Here is a 20049-nt window from a genome sequence, read left to right as displayed (position 1 = left end):
TAGTGAGACCGTCATGAGCCTACTCGATATCCTCGCCTCCACTCTCGGCAATTCGCAACAAGGCGGCCAGCCCGCGCAATCCGGTCAGGCCGCGCTGATCGCTGCGGCGATGCAATTCATCAACAGCCAGCCGGGCGGCCTGATGGGCCTGCTCGCCAAGTTCCAGCAACACGGCGCGGGCGATGTCGTGCAATCGTGGATCGGCAGCGGCGAGAACAAGCCGATCGATCCGGGCACGCTCACGAACGTGCTCGGTCAGGACAATGTCGGCGCGCTCGCACAGAAAGCGGGTGTATCGGGCGATCAGTTGTCGGGCATGCTGGCAGCAGTGCTGCCGCATCTCGTGGATCGCGCGACGCCGAATGGCGAAGTGCCGGCGAACGGGCAACTGGATTTGTCGAGCGTGCTGGGTTCGCTGGGTGGACTGGCGGGCATGTTCGGCAAGGGTGAGCCGCCGAAGGCCTGAGTTTTTTGCCGATGGGTGGATAGGAAAACCCCCGCATGGCGTGAGCCGTGCGGGGTTTTGTTTTTTTTAGCGTGCCGCAAGACGTGATGCCATGTCCGCGATCACGGCATAGCGAATCGTTCGCAGGCATCGCAATTCGCCGCCGAAAGTGGCGGCGAGATCAGGCCGTGCCACGAGGCGCGTGGCGTTGTCTTGTTCCACTTGCGCATACAACTCGGCAGCCACACGCGTGATCGAACCGAGGAGGTTGTCGAGCAGGCGCTCTGCTGTCGCGCGCGCAAGGCCAAGCGCGGCGGCAGCGCGCAGCATCAACGCGCGATCGAAATCTTCGTAGTACCGCGCGCCGAGAATGTCCCACGCGAAGGACGCACGCTGCGGCCAATCGGTCTTTTGATATGCAGGCGTGCCGTACGCCGCCACGCTCAACAGATCGTAAAACGGCGCAAGCTCGATGCCATCGTGCGAAACGAGAAAGCTCAGGTTTTTCAAATGCGCGTCCGAATTGCCGACGAGCACGTTGAAAACGAGCCACGAAAACAGTCGCGTGCGCGCCGACGCCTGATTGCGGCAACGCGCCGCCAGCACGGCGAGTTGTTCGACGCTGCCCTGCTCATACTTGAATGTGCGCGAGAGGTCGAGCAACTGACAGGCATCGATCGTATGCAGACGCCGCCATTGGCCTTCGCGTGATTCACGATCGAAGCGATCGACGAGGTACACGGGTGAAGGCACATATCGCCGATGCACATCGGGCACGTCCAGACGCAACTTGTCCGCCAGCTTCATCACGAACCATTCGTTGATGGCCGAGTGCGGATAATCATCGTTATCCTGATGATTCGGTTTGAGGATATGCGTGGAAGGTGTGATTCCCGCAGGCTCGAATAGCGCGTCATTGCGCAATACGACTGCAAGTTTGTGCTGCGCGCCCGCCAGCGACATACGCTTGATCGCGTGGTGAGTGAGCGGCACGCGTGGCAAGGCATCGATACGCAATTGCAGCGCTTCGTCGGACAAAGGCCGTTCCGCTGGCTCCTGTGCCGAAACATCGCCTGGCGGCAACAGTGTGACCGAGCCCGCCGATTCCGCGCCGTAATGCTCGAGCAACGCAAACGCATCCGCTTCGTTGCGGATACCGGCATCGCGCGCGAGCAAGGCGCGCTGTCCTTCCTCGGGCAACAGATTGTCGAAGTACCACTGGATCGAACGGCGCGAACTGCCGTCGAGAATCGACGCTTCTTGCAGCGGCAAGGCGGGACTCAAAGGATAACGACCGGCATTCGCGAGCCACGAGGGAAGATACGTAAACGACCAGATATCCCGATCCGCATTGAGCACGCCGACTTGCACGTCATTGATACTCGCGATCAGATCGCGGCGCGAAGCGTCAGCTGGTTGCTGCTCAGGACTCACCTTGCTGCTCCTTATCGCGCCGACGCTTTTCCGCCCTTGCCGCGCGCCCGTACTGGCCCATCTTTTCGCTGGCATAACGTTCGCCGACGCCGTCCGGGACATCGACGATCACATGCACACCCAAGCCTTCGAGCACTTGGAAGAGCTTGCCCCACTGCACGCTCTCGGCGCCGCTTTCGACCTTGCCCAAGAAGCTCTCGCTCACGCCGATGGCACCAGCGGCATCGTCTTGGCGAAGCTTTTGACTCTTGCGTGCGGCCCGCACTGCCGCGCCAATATCACCGGCGCCTCTGATTTCGATTTCCATAGAAATCCTTGCGATCGAATGGATTTTACCGAATTATTGTATGCGCTCACAATAATCCGTGCAATCACACGGATTTCATCCCTGTCGCAGCAAAATTTCAAAAAATCCCTACGTTCGCAAGGATAAAAGCAAGAAGGGCAGCGGATCGCTACGCTGCCCTTCCTCAAGCGCCAGCTAAAACCAAGCGCTTAATGAACCACTCGATCAAACACGAACTTCCCATCCCGCACATCGACCGGAATCACATCCTTCGGTCCGAACCGTCCAGCGAGAATCAGCTTGGCGACCGGATTCTCGATCTCCTGCTGAATCGCGCGCTTCAACGGCCGCGCACCGAACACCGGGTCGTAACCAACCTTGCCGATCTGCTCCAGCGCCGCTTCCGACACATCGAGCTGCATCTCAAGCTTCGCCAGCCGCTCGTGCAGACGCTGTAACTGAATCTTCGCGATCGATTCGATATTGCTTCGATCCAACGAATGGAACACCACGACATCGTCGATACGGTTCAAGAATTCCGGCCGGAAGTGCAGCTTCACTTCTTCCCACACGGCATCCTTCACCTTTTCCTGCGGCTCGCCGACCATGCCCTGAATGACCTGCGAACCAAGGTTCGATGTCATCACGATCACCGTGTTCTTGAAGTCCACGGTGCGGCCTTGTCCATCGGTCATGCGGCCATCATCGAGCACTTGCAAGAGCACGTTGAACACGTCCGGATGCGCCTTCTCGATTTCATCGAGCAGAATCACGCTGTACGGCTTGCGGCGCACGGCTTCGGTCAGATAACCGCCTTCCTCATATCCGACATAGCCCGGCGGCGCGCCGATCAGCCGCGCGACGCTGTGCTTCTCCATAAACTCGCTCATGTCGATGCGGATCAGATGATCTTCCGAATCGAACAGGAAAGCGGCCAGGGCCTTGCACAGTTCGGTCTTGCCCACGCCCGTCGGCCCGAGAAACAGGAACGAACCATACGGGCGATTCGGATCCGACAAACCCGCACGCGAACGGCGAATCGCATCCGCCACCGCGCCGATGGCTTCGTCCTGACCGATCACGCGTTCATGCAGCTTCGCTTCGATCTGCAAGAGCTTTTCGCGCTCGCCCTGCATCATGCGCGCGACCGGAATGCCCGTCGAACGTGACACCACTTCCGCGATTTCCTCCGCACCAACTTGCGTGCGCAACAAACGCGGACGCGTCGGATTGTTCTGCTCCTGGGACTCGGCCTGCGTCACTTGCTTCAGACGCGCTTCGAGTTCCGGCAGCTTGCCGTACTGCAATTCCGCGACCTTTTCGAGCTTGCCTTCACGCTGCAAACGCGTGATATCGGCGCGCACTTTTTCGATCTCTTCCTTCAGTTGCGCGCTGCCCTGCACCGCCGCTTTTTCAGCCGTCCAGATTTCTTCGAGGTCCGAATATTCGCGATTCAGCCGCTCGATTTCCTCTTCGATCAACTGCAGACGCTTCTGCGAAGCCTCGTCCTTCTCTTTCTTCACCGCCTCGCGCTCGATCTTCAACTGAATCAGCCGGCGATCCAGCTTGTCCATTTCTTCGGGCTTCGAATCAATTTCCATCTTGATGCGCGACGCCGCTTCATCGATCAGATCGATGGCCTTGTCCGGCAAAAAGCGGTCCGTGATATAGCGATGCGACAACTCCGCCGCTGCGACGATCGCCGGATCGGTGATCTCGACGCCGTGGTGCAGCTCGTACTTTTCCTGCAAGCCGCGCAGAATCGCGATGGTCGCTTCCACCGACGGTTCATCGACGAGCACTTTCTGGAAACGACGCTCCAGCGCCGCGTCCTTTTCGATGTACTTGCGGTATTCATCCAGCGTTGTCGCGCCGATGCAATGCAGCTCGCCGCGCGAGAGCGCGGGCTTGAGCATATTGCCCGCGTCCATCGCGCCTTCGGCCTTGCCTGCGCCGACCATCGTATGAATTTCGTCGATGAAGACAATCGTTTGCCCTTCATCCTTGGCGATATCGTTGAGCACGGCCTTCAGGCGCTCCTCGAATTCACCGCGATACTTCGCGCCCGCGAGCAGCGCTGCCATATCGAGCGACAGCACGCGCTTGCCCTTCAGCGTTTCCGGCACTTCGCCATTCACGATCCGCTGCGCCAGTCCTTCGACGATCGCCGTCTTGCCCACGCCCGGCTCGCCGATCAGCACCGGATTGTTCTTGGTGCGGCGCTGAAGAATCTGAATCGAGCGACGGATTTCATCGTCACGGCCGATCACCGGATCGAGCTTGCCGGCACGCGCGCGCTCGGTCAGATCGACGGTGTATTTCTTGAGCGCTTCGCGCTGGCTTTCCGCGTCCTGGCTGTTGACCTGCGCGCCGCCGCGCACCGCGTTGATCGCGGCTTCCAGCGACTTGCGCGTCAGACCGTGCTGCTTCGCCAGACGACCGACTTCGCCTTTATCGTCAGCCACCGCAAGCAGGAACATTTCGCTCGCGATGTAGGTGTCGTTGAGCTTTTGCGCTTCCTTGTCGGCGTTGTTCAGCAGGCCCGCGAGATCGCGGCTGACCTGCACGTTGCCATCGGTGCCCTGCACTTGCGGCAGACGCTTCATCGCATCGTTCAGCGAGGTTTGCAGCGCCTGAACCTGCACGCCGGCGTGCGACATCAGCGAGCGCGCCGAACCGTCCTGTTGCGCGATCAGCGCAGACAGCAGGTGAACCGGCTCGATATATTGATTGTCATGCCCGACCGCGAGACTTTGCGCATCGGACAGGGCTTCCTGAAACTTGGTAGTGAGTTTGTCGATTCTCATTTTTTGAACCTGCTCCAATTCTTGAATACATCCGAAATGAGGCGGTTTTTGCCGGTTTCAAGCGCGGTTTGGCCCGAAACCGACAATAATTTCGCTTTTCGACCACGGACGGCGCCGCGATCGGACGCCTGAGAAAGACTACCGCGTTCAGCTTTCGTTCGTCTGCCGCGTGCACGGCGAGACGACCGGCAAGCGCTCAGTTTTGCTCGTGCGCGTACGGGACAACCGGAGCGATCGGCACGATATTGAGTATTCGCGCGAGTTCGCTGGCAGGTTTCGCCAGTTCGCCGACGGTGTGCTTGTCGAGTTCAGCGAGAAACGCATCGCGCGCGGCGGCGAATACGCCTTTCAGACGGCAGGCCGGTTCGATCACGCAGCCGCGCCGCCCTTGTCCTTCGGTGAAGCAATTGACGAGCGCGAAGTCGCTTTCCGTCTTGCGCACGACCTCGCCGATGGTCAGCGAATGCGTACGCTCAGCCGCGCGCAAACCGCCGTTACGGCCGCGCACGGTTTCGACCCAGCCCAGTTCGCCGAGCTGCTGGACGATTTTCATCAAATGATTCTTGGAGATTCCGTAGGCATCGGAGATCTCCTGGATGGTCGATAAGCCGGATGGACGCACCGACAAGTAGATTAGAACGCGCAAAGAGAAATCGGTGTAGTCGGTCAGTCGCATAGTGTGCGATCGGTACAGTGAGTGGCAAAAGCGGACTGGTGGCACCGCGACGACCGCAGCGTCGAAAGTCCGGGCATTGGCAAAACATGTAGACCTGTAGTGTGGGGCTGACAGGACTAGCATCGACAGCAAGAAGCAATCATCACGCCTGTACGAAAATTATGTTTTTGGACATCGATTGCATGCCTTTCGTACAAAATCGGACAGAAAATGACGGCGTCCGCTTTCATTTGTTCCATTTTGCGTCATATTCGACCGCGACAACAGCGAAAACGAGACACCATCGTAGGCGCGCGCAATTTTGTTTTATTGATCCAACGCTAATGAACAGCATGACCAACCCTTCCGAACTCAAGCGTGAGCGAACGCCCGATGAAGCCAACATTCGCTCACTCGTTGAAGCTTTTTACCGTCGCGTGGATGAAGATTCTCTGCTCGGCCCGATTTTTTCGCGCGAACTCACCGGACGATGGGACGAGCATCTCGCCAAGATGACGTCGTTCTGGTCGAGTCTCGTGCTGGGCACGAAGGGGTATCGCGGGAACGTGCAGGAGGCGCATCGGCCGCTCGGGGATATCGAGCCTCGCCACTTCGCGCGCTGGCTGTCGCTATTCCTCAATACCGTGGAGCAGCGTTACGAACCGGCTGCCGCTGTGCAATTCATGGAGCCGGCGCTGCGCATTGCGCACAGCCTTCAGTTGAGCAAGTTCGGATGGGATTATCAGATTCCTGCCGAGCAACAGGAATTGCTCGCGGCGCTCAGGCGTCAGCGCACGGGTGCCGATGAACCCGAGCCCCGTTTCCCCGAGCGTCCTGCGGGCGAGCCGTTTCCGGCGAAGTTCGTCGGCAAGTCGGACGATTAAGACCAGCGTTTGAGCGCGGTGTCATCGGATTCGCGGGCATCGACCCAGCGTTCGCCTTTTTCGGTCTTCTCTTTCTTCCAGAACGGCGCTTGCGTCTTCAGATAGTCCATCACGAAGGCGCACGATTCGAACGCATCCGCGCGATGCATCGCGGTGGTCGCGACCAGCACGATCTGATCGAGCGGCTTGAGCTTCCCCACGCGATGCACGATCAGCACGTCCGACCCCGGCCAGCGCGCGCGCGCCTGCTCTGCAATCGCTTCGAGCGATTTTTCGGTCATGCCGGGATAGTGCTCGAGTTCCATCGTCTCAACGGCGCTGCCTTCGTTCAGATCGCGCACCGTGCCGACGAAGCACGCAACCGCGCCGACTTTTGGGTTGTCCGCGCGCAAGGCAGCGACCTCGGCGCTTAAGTCGAAATCGGCTTCCTGTACGCGGATTTTCTGGAACGAAGCCATCTCAGCCGCCTGTCACGGGCGGGAAAAACGCCACTTCGCAGCCATCGGTGATGCGCTGCGCCGCGTTCGTCATTTCGTGATTGCAGGCCATGCGCAATGCGCGGCCTTCCGCGAGCGTTTCGGCCCACACGCCGCCGCGAAGACGCAGCCACGCGCGCACATCGCCGACGTTGACGACGGTGTCCGGCACATCGACGGTTTCGTTCGCCACGCCGAGCGCTTCGCGCACGCTGGCAAAAAATCTCAGTTCGATTCGCATTGATTCTCTACCGCAACAGTTCCGAAAAAGGGATGAAGCGCACCGTCTCGCCCGCGCTGATGGCGTGATTCGGCGGATTGTCGATCAGGCCATCGCCCCAGACGGTCGAAGTCAGCACCGCCGAGCTTTGATTCGGGAACAGGTCGAGGCCGCCCGCATCGTTCAGGCGGCCGCGCAGGAATTCGTTGCGGCGATCGCCTTTTTTCTGGCTGAAGTCGGCGCGCATCGAATAGATGCGGGGCGTGACGTGTTCAACGCCTGCGAGCCGCAGCAAAAACGGCCGCACGAACAGCAAGAACGTGCAGAAACTCGATACCGGATTGCCCGGCAAGCCGATGAAATACGCCTCGCCGAGATCGCCCGGATCGCCGCCCGCCGCTTCGCCGCGACGCACCGCGCCGAACGCAAGCGGCTTGCCCGGTTTCATCGCGATCTGCCACATATTGATGCGGCCTTCCGCTTCCACGGCCGGTTTCACATGATCTTCCTCGCCGACCGATACGCCGCCGCACGTCAGAATCAGATCGTGGCCGAGCGCGGCGCGGCGCAGCGTATCGCGCGTGGCGTCCAGCCGATCCGGCACGATACCCAAATCAGACACCTCGCAGCCGATATTCTCCAACAGCGCACGCAGCGTAAATCGATTCGAGTTGTAGATCGCGCCGGGTTCGAGCGGCTCGCCCGGCATGCGCAGTTCATCGCCGGTAAAGAAGATAGCGACGCGCACGCGGCGCACGACATCGAGCGTCGCGCAACCAACCGACGCAGCGAGTCCGAGCGCTTGCGCGGTCAATCGCGTGCCAGCGGGGAGAATCACCGCGCCGCGCTGAATATCCGCGCCCTGCTTCGTGATCCAATCGCCCGCCGGCGCAGCCTGAGCAAAGGACACGCGGCCATCGTCCGAAACGCTCGCCATTTCCTGCATCACGACCGTGTCCGCGCCGGGCGGAATCGTCGCACCGGTGAAAATGCGCGCCGCCGTGCCTTCGGCCAGCGCCTGCGCCGCGTGTCCCGCCGGAATCCGCTGCGATACTGTCAGCGTGACCGGCGCGTTTTCGCTCGCGTTGGCCAGATCGGACGCGCGGACCGCGTAGCCGTCCATCGAACTGGTGTGCATCGGCGGGACGTCGAGCGGCGAAACGACATCGGCGGCGAGCACGCGATTCAGGGCGTCGAGCGTATCGATGGTTTCGCGCTCCGGCACGCGGCGCGCGGCATCGAGCAAAAGACCGAGCGCCTCGGCGGTGGCGAGCATCGGCGGGCGCGCGGGTGCGTTATGCGGGGCGTTATGTGGGGCAGCAGGCGTGGGAGACATAGACGCGGCGTAATCGATTTAGACAAGCAACTATTGTAGCGACATGATCGCGAGCATCAGGCGCGTACGGCATAAGCCGAACATGCGCCAGTGATACACTCGCACCACACTTCCCACGTCGATTTCCATGAAATTCTGTTCCGTCTGCGGCCATGAGGTCAGCCTGAGCATTCCGCCCGGCGACAACCGCGAGCGCTTCGTCTGCGGCAGTTGCGGCACCGTGCATTACCAGAATCCGCGCAACGTGGTGGGCACCGTGCCGGTCTGGGACGACAAGGTGCTTTTGTGCCGCCGCGCGATCGAGCCGCGCTACGGCTACTGGACGCTGCCCGCCGGTTTCATGGAAATGGACGAAACCACCAGCGAAGGCGCCTCGCGCGAGACGCTGGAAGAAGCCGGCGCGCGCGTCGAAATTCAGAGTCTTTTTACGCTGCTGAACGTGCCGCATGTGCATCAGGTGCATATTTTCTATCTGGCGCGTCTGCTCGATATCGAAGTCGATGCCGGAGAGGAAAGCCTCGAAGTGCGCCTGTTCGAGGAAAGCGAAATTCCGTGGGACGAGATCGCCTTTCCGACTGTCGGCCAGACGCTGCGTTTCTTCTTCGCTGACCGCGCCGCGGGCAATTTCACCCTGCATACGGGCGATATCTTCCGTTCGCTGCGCGACGGCTGATCGCTTTTAACAGCGCCGCCGTCAGCCTATGGTCCCGTGGCTCGCCCATGACGATCCGTTCCCACCAGTCGAGCGTGCGCTCGGCGCGCTGAGCGGCGCACCGGGTTTGCTCGCTGCGAGCGCCGATTTACTGCCCTCGCGCCTTACCGACGCCTATCAGCGCGGCATTTTCCCGTGGTACTCGGACGGCCAGCCGGTCTTGTGGTGGAGTCCCGATCCGCGCATGGTGCTGCGCCCCGCCGATTTCAAAGTCTCCGATTCCCTGCGCAAGACACTCAAACGTGTGCTGCGCGATCCGGTCTGGGAAGTGCGCGTCGATCACGATTTTCCCGGCGTGATGCGCGCCTGCGCCGATACCCCGCGCGAAGGTCAGCGTGGCACCTGGATCACTGCCGATATCGTCGATGCCTACACGTCGCTGCATCGCGCGGGACGGGCGCACAGCATCGAAACATGGTTCGATGGCGAGCGCGTCGGCGGTTTGTATGGCGTGTCCTTCGGGCGCATGTTCTTCGGCGAATCGATGTTCGCGCACAAGACCGATGCGTCCAAAATCGCGCTGTCGGCGCTGGTCGGACACTTGCGTCGCCATAAAATAGAGATGATAGACTGCCAGCAGAATACGTCGCATCTGGCGTCGCTGGGCGGGCAAGAGATTCCGCGCCGTGCATTCGTCGCGCATCTGAAGCAATCGGTCGGACTGCCACCGATTCCCTGGGCGTTCGATAAATCCGCATTGCTCGACGTGCTGGCCCGCCAATAGCTTCAGATTCGGCTTCAGATCCAGTTGTAACGCCTTCGAATATCGCCGAACTGGCGTGCGCCCTGAGGCAGCGCGCGCGAGAACAAGCACAACGAGAGCCGCCAACGTGACACATCCGAACGAGCTGCCACTGTCACCGCTTTCCGCGCTGCAATTCTATGCAACAGCGCCCTATCCTTGCAGCTATCTGGAAGGCCGCGTGGCACGCTCGCAAGTCGCTACGCCAAGCCATCTCATCAATTCGGACGTCTACACCGAACTCGTAAAAGCCGGTTTCCGGCGCTCGGGCGTGTTCACCTATCGACCGTATTGCGATGGCTGCCGCGCCTGCGTGCCGGTGCGCGTGCCGGTGGCGCGCTTCGTGCCGAACCGGGCGCAGCGGCGCGTGTGGAAACTGCACGGCAATCTGATCGCGAGCGTCGCGCCTTTGCATTACGACGAAGAGCATTACGCGCTGTATATGCGCTATCAGTCGGCGCGGCACGCGGGCGGCGGCATGGATCGCGACAGCCGCGACCAGTACGAGCAGTTTTTGCTGCAAAGCCGGATCAATTCTCGGCTGGTCGAATTTCGCGAGCCGGGCGTGGACGGCAAGCCGGGCGTCTTGCGCATGATCAGCATGATCGACATTCTGGGCGATGGTCTGTCGTCCGTGTACACGTTCTTCGAGCCGGACTTGCCGAAGACCAGTTACGGCACCTTCAATATTCTCTGGCAGATCGAGCAGGCGAAGAGTCTGGACCTGCCGCACGTCTATCTCGGCTATTGGATTCGCGAGAGCGAAAAGATGGCGTACAAGGCCAATTTCCGCCCGCTGGAAGGCCTGGTCGATGGCCACTGGTCAGAACTCAATCCGCTCACGACGCAATCCGCCGGCACCCTGCCGATGCCCGGCCGCATCACCAATCCCAGCCAGCCGAAGTAACGCGCCGGGTGCATCGTCCGAAACCGCTAAAATAGCGGTCTCAAAAAATACGCCCTCAGCGGGCTTTCCTTTCGTGTTCAGTTCACTCTATCCGCTCGCGCGTTCGCATCTGTTCAAGATGGACGCGGAAGACGCTCATCACCTGACGCTGCGCATGCTGGGCGCGGCGGGCCGCACCGGCATCGCCAGCCTGCTCGCCGAACGCGGCCACGATTCGCCCCGTACCGTCATGGGCCTCACGTTCCGCAATCCGGTCGGGCTGGCGGCGGGGCTGGACAAGGACGGCGCGTGTATCGACGGATTGGCGGCGCTTGGGTTCGGGTTTATCGAAGTGGGAACGGTGACGCCGCGCGCGCAGCCCGGCAATCCGCGACCGCGCATTTTCCGGCTGCCGGACGCGAACGCGCTGATCAACCGCATGGGCTTCAATAACGGCGGCGTCGATCAGTTCGTGGCCAATGTGCAGGCGGCGCGGTATCGCGGCACGCTGGGGCTGAATATCGGCAAGAACGCGGATACGCCGATCGAGCGCGCCGCCGAGGACTATTTGTACTGCCTCGAACGCGTCTATCCGTTCGCCAGTTACGTGACGATCAATATTTCGTCGCCGAACACGAAGAATCTGCGCCAGCTTCAGGGCGCGGGCGAACTCGATTCGCTGCTCGGCGCGCTGAAGGACAAGCAACAACGTCTGTCCGATCTGCACGGCAAGCTTGTGCCGCTCGCACTCAAGATCGCGCCCGATCTCGACGACGAGCAGATCAAGTCGATCGCGGCTACGCTGCTGACGCACAAGATCGACGGCGTGATCGCCACCAACACCACGCTGTCGCGCACGGCGGTCACCGGCATGAAGCACGGCGACGAAGCGGGCGGCTTGTCGGGCAAGCCGGTGTTCGAGGCATCGAACGAGGTGATTCGCAAGCTGCGCGCGGAAGTGGGCAGCGAAGTGCCGATCATCGGCGTCGGCGGGATTTTTTCGGGCGATGACGCGCGCGCGAAGCTCGCGGCGGGTGCATCGCTCGTGCAGATTTATACGGGATTGATTTATCGTGGTCCCGCACTCGTCAAAGAGTGTGTCGAAGCCCTCGCATAATGCGTATATAGAAATGAGCAAACGATCTGATGCGGTGATTGCATTTTCACTATGATCCCGCATCTGGCAACAAGCTGCTTCCGCACAACAAGAGGAAAACAACGATGAAACTGTCCACGCTCAAGAAACTCGTCGCTGCCAGCCTGATCGGCGCGGCCTTCACTGCTGTCACCACCGCCGCGCACGCGGAAGATCTGCTCGATCAGGTCAAGCAGCGCGGCACGCTGCGCGTCGGTCTGGAAGGCACCTTCCCGCCGTTCAACTCGAAGAACCCGCAAGGCGAACTGGTCGGCTTCGATGTCGATATCGCCAAGGCAGTCGCCGCGAAGCTCGGCGTGAAGCCGGAATTCGTCACGACGGAGTGGAGCGGGATCATCGCCGGTCTTCAGTCGGGCAAGTTCGATGTGATCGTCAATCAGGTCGGCATCACCGATGCGCGCAAACAGACGCTCGATTTCTCGCCCGCGTACACGTATTCGAACGCGCAGTTGATCCAGCGCTCGGACGACAAGCGTGAGTTCAAGTCGCTCGACGAACTGAAGGGCAAGAAGCTCGGCGTCGGTCTCGGCACGAACTATATGGACATGGCGAAGGCCGTTCAGGGTATCGACGTGAAGACGTATCCGGGCGCGCCGGAATATCTGCGTGATCTGGCGGCGGGCCGTCTGGACGCCGCGTTGAACGACCGCCTGATGCTCGCGTATTTGCTGAAGAACTCGCAATTGCCGCTGCGTACGGGCGCGAATGTCGGCGCGGGCAATCCGTCGGGGATTCCGTTCAAGAAGGGCAATCCGAAGTTCGCCAAGGCCATCGACGATGCCATGACGCAGCTCGAAGCCGACGGCACGTTCGGGAAGATTTCCGACAAGTGGTTCGGTATCGACGTGACGAAGCCGGCCAAGTAAGACGCTTTATCGGCAGGATGAAGGGCGGCATCGTCGCGATGCCGCCCTTCGCGTTTCAACGGCCGGTTTAAGATGTGCCGATTATTTCGCAACGTACATCGATTTCAATAAATGTCCACGACCTCCCTGCTCGTTCAGTCCGCGCCCGTGCTGGCGCAAGGCGCGCTGCTGACGATCAAGTTCGCGCTTCTTTCGATGTTCTTCGGCCTGATCGCGGGCGTGGTGCTCGCGTTGATGGGCATCAGCCGCAATCGCGTGCTGGTGGGCATCGGACGCTGCTATGTCAGCGTGATGCGCGGCACGCCCTTGCTCGTGCAAATCTTCGTGATCTATTACGGGCTGCCGAGCCTCGGCATTTCGCTCGAACCGACGCCTGCGGGCGTGATCGCGTTATCGGCGAATGTGGCGGCGTATCTGTCGGAAAGCATGCGCGGCGCGATTCTCGGCATTCACGATGGCCAATGGCTCGCGTCCTACAGTCTCGGCTTGTCGCGTGCGCAGACGCTGCGTTATGTGATCGGGCCGCAGGCGCTGCGCATTGCCGTGCCGAGTCTGTCGAACAGTCTCATCAGCCTGATGAAGGATACGTCGCTCGTTTCGGTGATTACGGTCACCGAACTATTGCGCAGCGCGCAGGAAGTGATCGCGGCGACGTATCAGCCTTTGCCGCTTTATCTCGCGGCGGCGTTCGTTTATTGGGTGCTGTGCAGCGTGCTCGAACTCGTGCAGCGGCGCTTTGAAAAGCGTCTTGCGCTGCCGGGACGACACTGATCGTTCGATACCACCAAACGCAATAAAGGCCGCTGAAAAGCGGCCTTTATTGCTTCAATCGGTCTCGAAGGGAAAGCGCAGATTGAGATCGCGACGCGCGGCATCCATGATCGCGATCATCCGCATGGATGTGGCGTGCGGCATGATCGGGCTTTCGGTCTTGCCCGCGCGCAAAAGCTCGCAGAAATGCGCGGTTTCGTAATTCAGGCCGCCGCCGCTGAACGGCTCATCGAGTTCGATCTTGCGGCCGTCCGTGTAAGCGATCGACGCGCGCGCCGGGTTCCACCATCCTTCGTGAATGGTCACCGTGCCGAGCGTGCCGGCGATCAGCGCGTCGCCACGGCCTTGCAGGTCCAGCCCGCAAAACAACTGCGCGATACCGCGTTCGTGCCGCACGTTCAGACTCGCGAACACATCCACGCCCGTGCTGCCCAATCGGCCGATGGTCTGCACATCGAGCGCTTCACCGAGCCAATCGACCGCAAGAAAAGCCTCGTAAATACCGATGTCGAGCAACGCGCCGCCACCCATATCGAGCGAGAAAGACGGATGATCGGACGGCACGTTCGCAATCGAACAGCCCGCGCGCACGAGCCCTATTTCGCCGATCGGATCGGTCTGCAGATGTTCGCGCAAGCGCGTGTACAGCGGATAGAAAGGCGGCTTCATCGCCTCCATGAACAGCAGCTTTTTTTCGCGCGCGACATCGATCATGCGTTGCAAGGCGCGTGCATTCACGGCAGCAGGCTTTTCGCATAACACGGGCACGCCCGCTTCGAACGCGCGCAATGCGTACTCCGGATGGCTGTCCTGCATCGTCGCGATATAGAGCGCGTCGATATTGCTGAGCAGGCTGTCGAAGTCGTTGAAGGCGCGTGCATCGAAAGGTTCTGCGAGCGCCCGCGCCGTTTCCGCACGACGCGACCATACGCCCGCGAGTTGCGCGCCCGGCACATGCTTCAGGCTCTCCGCAAAGCGCCGCGCGATCCGTCCCGCGCCAACGATGCCCCAACGTATGTTTCTATCGACCAAAACCGGCTCCTGCGATGAGTTCTTCAAGCGAGCCATTGTGCCTCATCACCCAAACGGCGCATCAACGAAAAAAGCCGGGACAGGTCCCGGCTTTCTCGTCTCCTCTCACGCTTATATTCGCGTCACGCGCCCAGCGATTCGTTGATGCTCGTCGAAGGTGGTGCGGGCTGTGCGCTCGTGCGTTGCAGCGAAAACGCGCGGCCCACTTCTTCCGCCGCGAGATCCACCAGCGTGCGCGTCGCGCTTTCGGCTGCGCCCGGATCTTTCGCTTCGATCGCTTCGACCACGCTGCGCTGCGCGGCAAGCGTCGCTTCACGCACGGATTCGATGCCATCGACGATCGGGTTCACGGTCACCAATGCGCCGCGCACGATTGCTGTCATCTGGCGAAAGAATTGGTTGCCGCTGGCCGCAACGATCCGCGTATGCAGCACTTCGTCGGCCGCCTGATATTCCGGCTCGCCCACTTGCAGACGCGTCAGCGCTTCGAACGCATCGCGGATACCGGCGATCTCATCCGGCGTCGCACGCGCTGCGGCCAACGCTGCCGCGCGCGGCTCGATCAGCATGCGGAATTCGATTACATCGCGCAGAAAGGTCTGATCGGGCTTGGCACGAAAGCGCCAGCTCACCACGTCCTCGTCGATCAGACGCCAGTCGCTCATCGGCCGGATACGCGTGCCTGTTTTCGGCCGCACGTCCAGCATATGGCGCGCGAGCAGCATGGAGAGCGCTTCGCGCATCACGGTGCGGCTCACATCGAATTCTTTCGACAGGATGTCTTGCGGCGGCAGAATCGCGCCGTATTTCTGTTCGACGATGCCGGAGACGAGTCCGTCCATGACTTTCGCCACCAGCGATCGCTCTTTGTTTTCATCCATCACGCTTCTCCCCTATCCGCCTGTCCGTAGCCCGTATGAAATCTCTCACGCAGCGTATTCGCACTTCCCCATGCGACAAGACACGACGGCGTTCCCGCCAGATCGATTCGTCGTGCTTGATACGTTGCTTCTTCGTTGCCTTCAAGACCAGTCAGGGAATTCCTGAGAGGGTATTCCCTCTGATCCCGTGCAACGTGCTTTATGCCGTTTTTACCGCTTTTTCCAGCGTAATCTGCGCTCGCGCCGCGCACGCGCCGTCATTCGTCAGGGAAACTGAAGAATTGCGGCGTCGCTGCGCGGCGCTTGGGTCGCGGTCTTTGCAATCTTCGGACCGGATGCTCGCATTTGAGCAAGCATCTCGTAGGGCTTCTGTGCGAACGCGAACGCTCACCCCATTTGATGCAGCTTTTGTACGACCCTTTGCGCTTACAGTGCACCGTCCGGCGTGCGCGCACTACGCGCATCGAGCCGTATCTGGCGATGCCGCATCGACTCGCGCTCCGCGAGCGTGTGCTGATAGATCGCCATGTATTCGCCGCTGACGCGATCGACGGAAAGTTTCTGCAAGTTTTCCTGCGCACGCGCGGCGAACTGGCCGCGTGCCTGCGAATCGAGTAGAAGCCAGCGCAGTTTCGCGGCGGTTTGCGCGTGATCGCCTGCGGGCACCAGCACGCCGGCGGCGCCATCGTCGAGCATTTCAGGGATGCCGCCCACGCGCGTGGCCACGATCGCGCAGCCCGCCTCGCGCGCCTCCGCGATGACCAGCGGACACGGGTCCTGTCGCGATATCAGCGCGAATACATCGGCGCTGGCGAGATACGGGCGCGGGTCGGTGACGAAGCCGGTGAAGTGCACGAACTCGCCGACGCCGAGTTCGACCGCGAGCGCTTCCATCGACGCGCGATCGGGTCCATCGCCAACGAGGTACAGATGCGGCTCCGGCATAAACTCGCGCTCGTGCACCGATTGCTGACGCACCAGCGCGAACGCATGCAGCAAGTCCGCGATCCCTTTACGCCGATACATCCCCGCCACGCTGACGATATTCGGATGCCTGAGCCTTACCGGCCGTCCCGCAGGACGGCACACGAGCCGCGGCGCGCCGACCGCGCCATTGAGCACCACAGAAAGCCGCTCCGGGCCGATACCGCGTTCCGCAAGCGATTGCGCGACGGCATCGCTGACGGCGACCATGCGATCACCCGCGCGCACCAGCGATGCGCTTTTCTGCAACTCGTGATGCACCGTCGTCACCAGCGCGAAGCGTCGCCGCATGCTGCCGAATCGCGAGATCAGCGCGCCTGTCATCATGTGCGCGTGCACGATGTCCGGATCGAACCGGTCGATCAGGCGATTGAAGCCCGCGATCATCGAAGGAACGCGCCAGGGCTGACGTGACTGCTGCAAAGGCACATGCGTGATGCCATGACGCCTCAGCAAGGGCTCGAAACCGCCGCCTGAGGACGCGACCACCACGTCCTGACCCATGCGCGCCTGCACGCAGGCGAGGTCCACCATCATGTTGACGGTGCCGTTGCCGATCGTCTGTGCGTGGTTGGCGAGGTGAACTATTCGCATGAGCAGGCGGGTCCCGCACGCGCAAGCAGCAAGCTTGCAACGCGCATCGTATTGCCGTGTAGAAGGGATATCAGGGATTCGTGCGCGACGCACACGCGGTGCGCACTGATTCTGTTTTTGGGTGAGACGTCATGCGTCATGCGTTGAAACACGCAATGCAGCCGCTGCGAAGCGGCCGCATCACGTCGAAACTCACAACAATTCGTACGTGTTCGCCAACGCGCCCGGACCGGTGAACTGCAGCTTGCCCGCGCTTGCCGCCTCGCGCGGCTGACGGCTCTTTCTCGTCAGACCGATATACGGCATGCCGTGTTCGAGAAACGGACCTTCGGTCTTGCGAAAACCGAATGCTTCGTAAAACGCACGCAGACTCACGGGCGCGGACAGGCGCACGCCACGTCCGGGCCAACGTTCCGCCGTCACCGCCAGCACGCGCTCGATCAGCGCATGCGCGGTGCCATCGCCACGGCGCAGCGGGCTCGTCAGAATCTTATCGACGACGACTTCCGGATCTTCCGCATCACCTTCGTGGATGCGCGCGTACGCGAGCACCGGCATCGAACGTGTGATGTCTTCGGTTGCAAAAACGTGAATCCCCGTTTCATCTCGCCCGTCTGCATCGAGGTGCACATGCGATTGTTCGACGACGAACACCGCACTGCGCGCGCGCAGAATCAGGTATAGCTCACGCGCCGTGAGCTGTTCGAAATCCAAGGTTTTCCAATTCATTTTCTTGTTCTCCGTGCATTAGGCCATTGCTGGTTTTGCCACGATTCAACGTTACGTCCCGGCGCGCCATGATTCCGTGCGGAGCCGCACCGACGATTGAGCTTGCGAGCCTTTTAAATAGGCCCCATCACACGAAAAGGCGTCTCGGGGAATCAAGCGCCGGCTCGATCGATAAAAACATCGGCATGCACTGATTCGCGCATTGTTGCGCGTGATGGCGCATGTCTTGCGCGTACCACGCACGCGCATCGATCAGCACTCGCGTCAAGTGGCGCCTTCATGGGAAAATCACAATGCATACCGCCATCGAACGCTTGGAAGGCGCAAGCGCAGTCGTACTCACGCATACACACGCACGCGGTATCGGACGCTGGTTTCTTCGGCCCGAGGTAACGGCATGAGCGCGTTCCACACCAGTGGTGTGACGGCTTCCGGCGCAAGTCGTTCACGCGTCGTCGCACTCGACCCGCTGCGCATGCGTGCGCGGCGGCATCACGCGCATGCGCTGCATCGCGGTGAGCGCATCTGGCACGAAGGCGCGGGCGCAACGGATTTGTGGATCGAATTGCTGCACGGCTATGGTCTCGAACCGCATGCGGCGCTGGCTTTCACGGTCGCGCAGGACTTCGAAGACGACCAGTTCACGCTGGGACGCGTGCCGCAGGAAGATATCGAAAAACTCTACGGCCTGCAGGTGCAGGAACTTTCCGTTTTCGATTCGCTCGAAGAACGCGCCTTGGTGCAAATACGCCGCGCAAATACGGTGCTCGTCGAAGTCGATGCGTTTTTCTTGCCCGATACTCGCGCCGTTTCCTATCACCGCGAACATGCGAAAACCATGATCGGTATCGACGTAATCGATCCGAATGCGCGGCGTCTCGGCTATTTCCATCACACCGGTTATCACCTGCTCGACGGCGACGACTACGACGGCGTGCTCAAGCCAATGGCACTGTTTCCGCACGTGGAATTCGTCAAACGCGCACGCGATCCGCTGACCGGCACGGCACTCGCGGAGGCATCGGCGGATCTGCTGTGCGCGCATTTATTGCGGCGGCCCTTGCACAATCCGATTACGCGCTGGCGTGCAGTATTTCCCGAGCATATCGATACCATGCTCGAACGCGGCGACGCTTATACGCGGCTTTATGCATCCAACGTCATGCGCCATCTCGGCGCGAACTTCGAACTGCTCGCGCATTATCTGCAATGGATGCGCGAGCAAGGCTTCGATATTCCGGTGCAGACGCATACCAGCTCACGCAAGCTCGCGAGTGAATCGATGGTCATGCAATGCCGTCTCGCACGTGCGCTTTCGCGTGGCAAACGCGAGCTGTGCGAAGGCTCGTTCGATGTCATGGAAGACGCATGGGACCGCGTTATTCCGCCGCTTGCGAATATCGTCTGTTGATCATTTGATATGCGCATGGCCGTATTGATCTGCATCTATACGCGCAAACGTTCACACCTTTGAAGTTCACTTTTAGCCCTTGTTTCAGGGCACTTTCTCGACACGCGCGCCGACGCGGCCCCTAAGCGGACCGTGTGACGCAGCGATGTATCACGGATGATTCAAACAAACGTTTTCATGCGCGCTTTTAAAAGGCGACGAATGAGATTGTCCGCAATGAAACATTTCCGCGTGGCCGAAAATGCAGCAATGTGCCTTACCGCAGGGCATCAAACTGTCGATTCACTCGCAAACGTTTTACCGCAACAACTGCATTCTTCAGCGTAACGAACCCCACGCCGCACGCGATGGAAGCCCCTTATTTAAGGGCTGTTTCGCATCAAACGGGCTTGGAACGGGCCGCGCGCCCATGTAGGGGCCACTTCATGCACGCCATGCAAACCTCTGCTGTTTTCAGGCGTCCCTTCTCTACATTGCCTTCAGCGCTCGCGATCCCTTGCTGCACAAGGCTTATCGAAGAATCAAGTTCGATCTCAATCAAATCGTCCGAACGGCACTCTTAAATCAATGGGTCATGAATGAATCAATTTCCACTATCCCTACGATAGGAGGTGTGGTGTCGAAGGGATGTCGAGCGGGAAGGCTTGTGGCGCGGTCATGTGAAATGAACAAACCCACTTATGGGGGGATCACGCCATCGAAGTGCGAGCGGGCGGCTGCGTATTCCTAAGACCAGCAATGT

General features: G+C 60.5%; 20 protein-coding genes. 9 read left to right on the top strand and 11 right to left on the bottom strand.

Annotated features, from left to right (window positions below; genetic code table 11):
- Nucleotides 1-13: 13 nt before the first annotated feature.
- A complete protein-coding gene (locus P7F28_RS27095; protein ID WP_277187932.1) occupies nt 14-466 on the top strand; it encodes a YidB family protein in 453 nt (150 codons plus the stop codon).
- Between the two features lie 66 nt (nt 467-532).
- Here the strand turns inward: P7F28_RS27095 and P7F28_RS27090 are convergent, their stop codons facing one another.
- From P7F28_RS27090 to P7F28_RS27075, 4 genes are all read right to left on the bottom strand, one after another.
- Nucleotides 533-1879: a HipA domain-containing protein gene (locus tag P7F28_RS27090; protein WP_277187931.1), complete on the bottom strand. Its 1347-nt coding sequence runs from the start codon at nt 1877-1879 to the stop codon at nt 533-535.
- A complete protein-coding gene (locus tag P7F28_RS27085) occupies nt 1869-2186 on the bottom strand; it encodes a helix-turn-helix domain-containing protein (protein ID WP_277187930.1) in 318 nt (105 codons plus the stop codon). The genes P7F28_RS27090 and P7F28_RS27085 overlap by 11 nt, the downstream gene beginning before the upstream one ends.
- Before the next feature lie 188 nt (nt 2187-2374).
- Nucleotides 2375-4972 (bottom strand): ATP-dependent chaperone ClpB, encoded by a 2598-nt coding sequence (gene clpB, locus P7F28_RS27080; RefSeq protein WP_277187929.1) that lies wholly within the window; start codon nt 4970-4972, stop codon nt 2375-2377.
- A gap of 196 nt (nt 4973-5168) precedes the next feature.
- Nucleotides 5169-5648 carry an Rrf2 family transcriptional regulator gene (locus P7F28_RS27075; RefSeq protein ID WP_277187928.1) on the bottom strand — a complete coding sequence of 160 codons (480 nt, stop codon included), beginning with the start codon at nt 5646-5648 and terminating at the stop codon, nt 5169-5171.
- A gap of 323 nt (nt 5649-5971) precedes the next feature.
- On the opposite strand from P7F28_RS27075, the gene P7F28_RS27070 reads away from it, so the two are divergent.
- Nucleotides 5972-6511 carry a group III truncated hemoglobin gene (locus P7F28_RS27070; protein ID WP_277187927.1) on the top strand — a complete coding sequence of 180 codons (540 nt, stop codon included), beginning with the start codon at nt 5972-5974 and terminating at the stop codon, nt 6509-6511.
- Here the strand turns inward: P7F28_RS27070 and moaE are convergent.
- Genes moaE through glp form a run of 3 tightly spaced genes read right to left on the bottom strand, consistent with a single transcriptional unit; the run spans nt 6508 to nt 8483 of the window.
- Nucleotides 6508-6969, bottom strand: a complete 462-nt coding sequence (gene moaE / locus P7F28_RS27065) for a molybdopterin synthase catalytic subunit MoaE (protein WP_277187926.1) — start codon at nt 6967-6969, stop codon at nt 6508-6510. The genes P7F28_RS27070 and moaE overlap by 4 nt on opposite strands.
- A 1-nt stretch (nt 6970) precedes the next feature.
- Entirely contained in the window at nt 6971-7228 is a 258-nt protein-coding gene (gene moaD, locus P7F28_RS27060; RefSeq protein ID WP_277187925.1) for a molybdopterin converting factor subunit 1, read from the bottom strand.
- A 7-nt stretch (nt 7229-7235) separates the two neighbouring features.
- On the bottom strand, nt 7236-8483 hold the full coding sequence (glp, locus tag P7F28_RS27055; RefSeq protein WP_277187924.1) for a gephyrin-like molybdotransferase Glp: 1248 nt from the start codon (nt 8481-8483) through the stop codon (nt 7236-7238).
- A gap of 187 nt (nt 8484-8670) precedes the next feature.
- On the opposite strand from glp, the gene P7F28_RS27050 reads away from it, so the two are divergent.
- From P7F28_RS27050 to P7F28_RS27025, 6 genes are all read left to right on the top strand, one after another.
- Entirely contained in the window at nt 8671-9216 is a 546-nt protein-coding gene (locus tag P7F28_RS27050) for an NUDIX hydrolase (RefSeq protein ID WP_277187923.1), read from the top strand.
- A gap of 28 nt (nt 9217-9244) precedes the next feature.
- Complete coding sequence (gene aat, locus P7F28_RS27045) at nt 9245-9979, top strand: leucyl/phenylalanyl-tRNA--protein transferase (protein WP_277187922.1); 735 nt, start codon at nt 9245-9247, stop codon at nt 9977-9979.
- Between the two features lie 106 nt (nt 9980-10085).
- The gene (locus tag P7F28_RS27040; RefSeq protein ID WP_277187921.1) at nt 10086-10904 is read left to right on the top strand and encodes an arginyltransferase; all 819 of its coding nucleotides are present in this window, start codon (nt 10086-10088) and stop codon (nt 10902-10904) included.
- A gap of 73 nt (nt 10905-10977) precedes the next feature.
- Complete coding sequence (locus P7F28_RS27035; protein WP_277187920.1) at nt 10978-12000, top strand: quinone-dependent dihydroorotate dehydrogenase; 1023 nt, start codon at nt 10978-10980, stop codon at nt 11998-12000.
- Nucleotides 12001-12104: 104 nt separating this feature from the next.
- A complete protein-coding gene (locus tag P7F28_RS27030) occupies nt 12105-12905 on the top strand; it encodes a cystine ABC transporter substrate-binding protein (protein WP_277187919.1) in 801 nt (266 codons plus the stop codon).
- A gap of 111 nt (nt 12906-13016) precedes the next feature.
- A complete protein-coding gene (locus P7F28_RS27025) occupies nt 13017-13676 on the top strand; it encodes an amino acid ABC transporter permease (RefSeq protein WP_277187918.1) in 660 nt (219 codons plus the stop codon).
- Between the two features lie 54 nt (nt 13677-13730).
- Here the strand turns inward: P7F28_RS27025 and P7F28_RS27020 are convergent, their stop codons facing one another.
- From P7F28_RS27020 to P7F28_RS27005, 4 genes are all read right to left on the bottom strand, one after another.
- Nucleotides 13731-14744, bottom strand: a complete 1014-nt coding sequence (locus P7F28_RS27020; RefSeq protein WP_277187917.1) for a Gfo/Idh/MocA family protein — start codon at nt 14742-14744, stop codon at nt 13731-13733.
- Nucleotides 14745-14830: 86 nt separating this feature from the next.
- Nucleotides 14831-15589: a FadR/GntR family transcriptional regulator gene (locus P7F28_RS27015; RefSeq protein ID WP_277187916.1), complete on the bottom strand. Its 759-nt coding sequence runs from the start codon at nt 15587-15589 to the stop codon at nt 14831-14833.
- Nucleotides 15590-16015: 426 nt separating this feature from the next.
- Entirely contained in the window at nt 16016-17167 is a 1152-nt protein-coding gene (locus P7F28_RS27010) for a glycosyltransferase family 4 protein (RefSeq protein ID WP_277187915.1), read from the bottom strand.
- A 192-nt stretch (nt 17168-17359) separates the two neighbouring features.
- Entirely contained in the window at nt 17360-17896 is a 537-nt protein-coding gene (locus tag P7F28_RS27005; protein ID WP_277187914.1) for a GNAT family N-acetyltransferase, read from the bottom strand.
- Between the two features lie 397 nt (nt 17897-18293).
- Between P7F28_RS27005 and P7F28_RS27000 the strand changes: the two genes are divergently transcribed.
- Nucleotides 18294-19307: a DUF1839 family protein gene (locus P7F28_RS27000; protein WP_277187913.1), complete on the top strand. Its 1014-nt coding sequence runs from the start codon at nt 18294-18296 to the stop codon at nt 19305-19307.
- Nucleotides 19308-20049: the final 742 nt, after the last annotated feature.

Source organism: Caballeronia sp. BR00000012568055 (genome assembly GCF_029439455.1).
Classification (GTDB): Bacteria; Pseudomonadota; Gammaproteobacteria; order Burkholderiales; family Burkholderiaceae; genus Caballeronia.
Note: the sequence above shows the minus strand (reverse complement) of the source record. Positions and strands in the feature narration are given on the sequence as shown.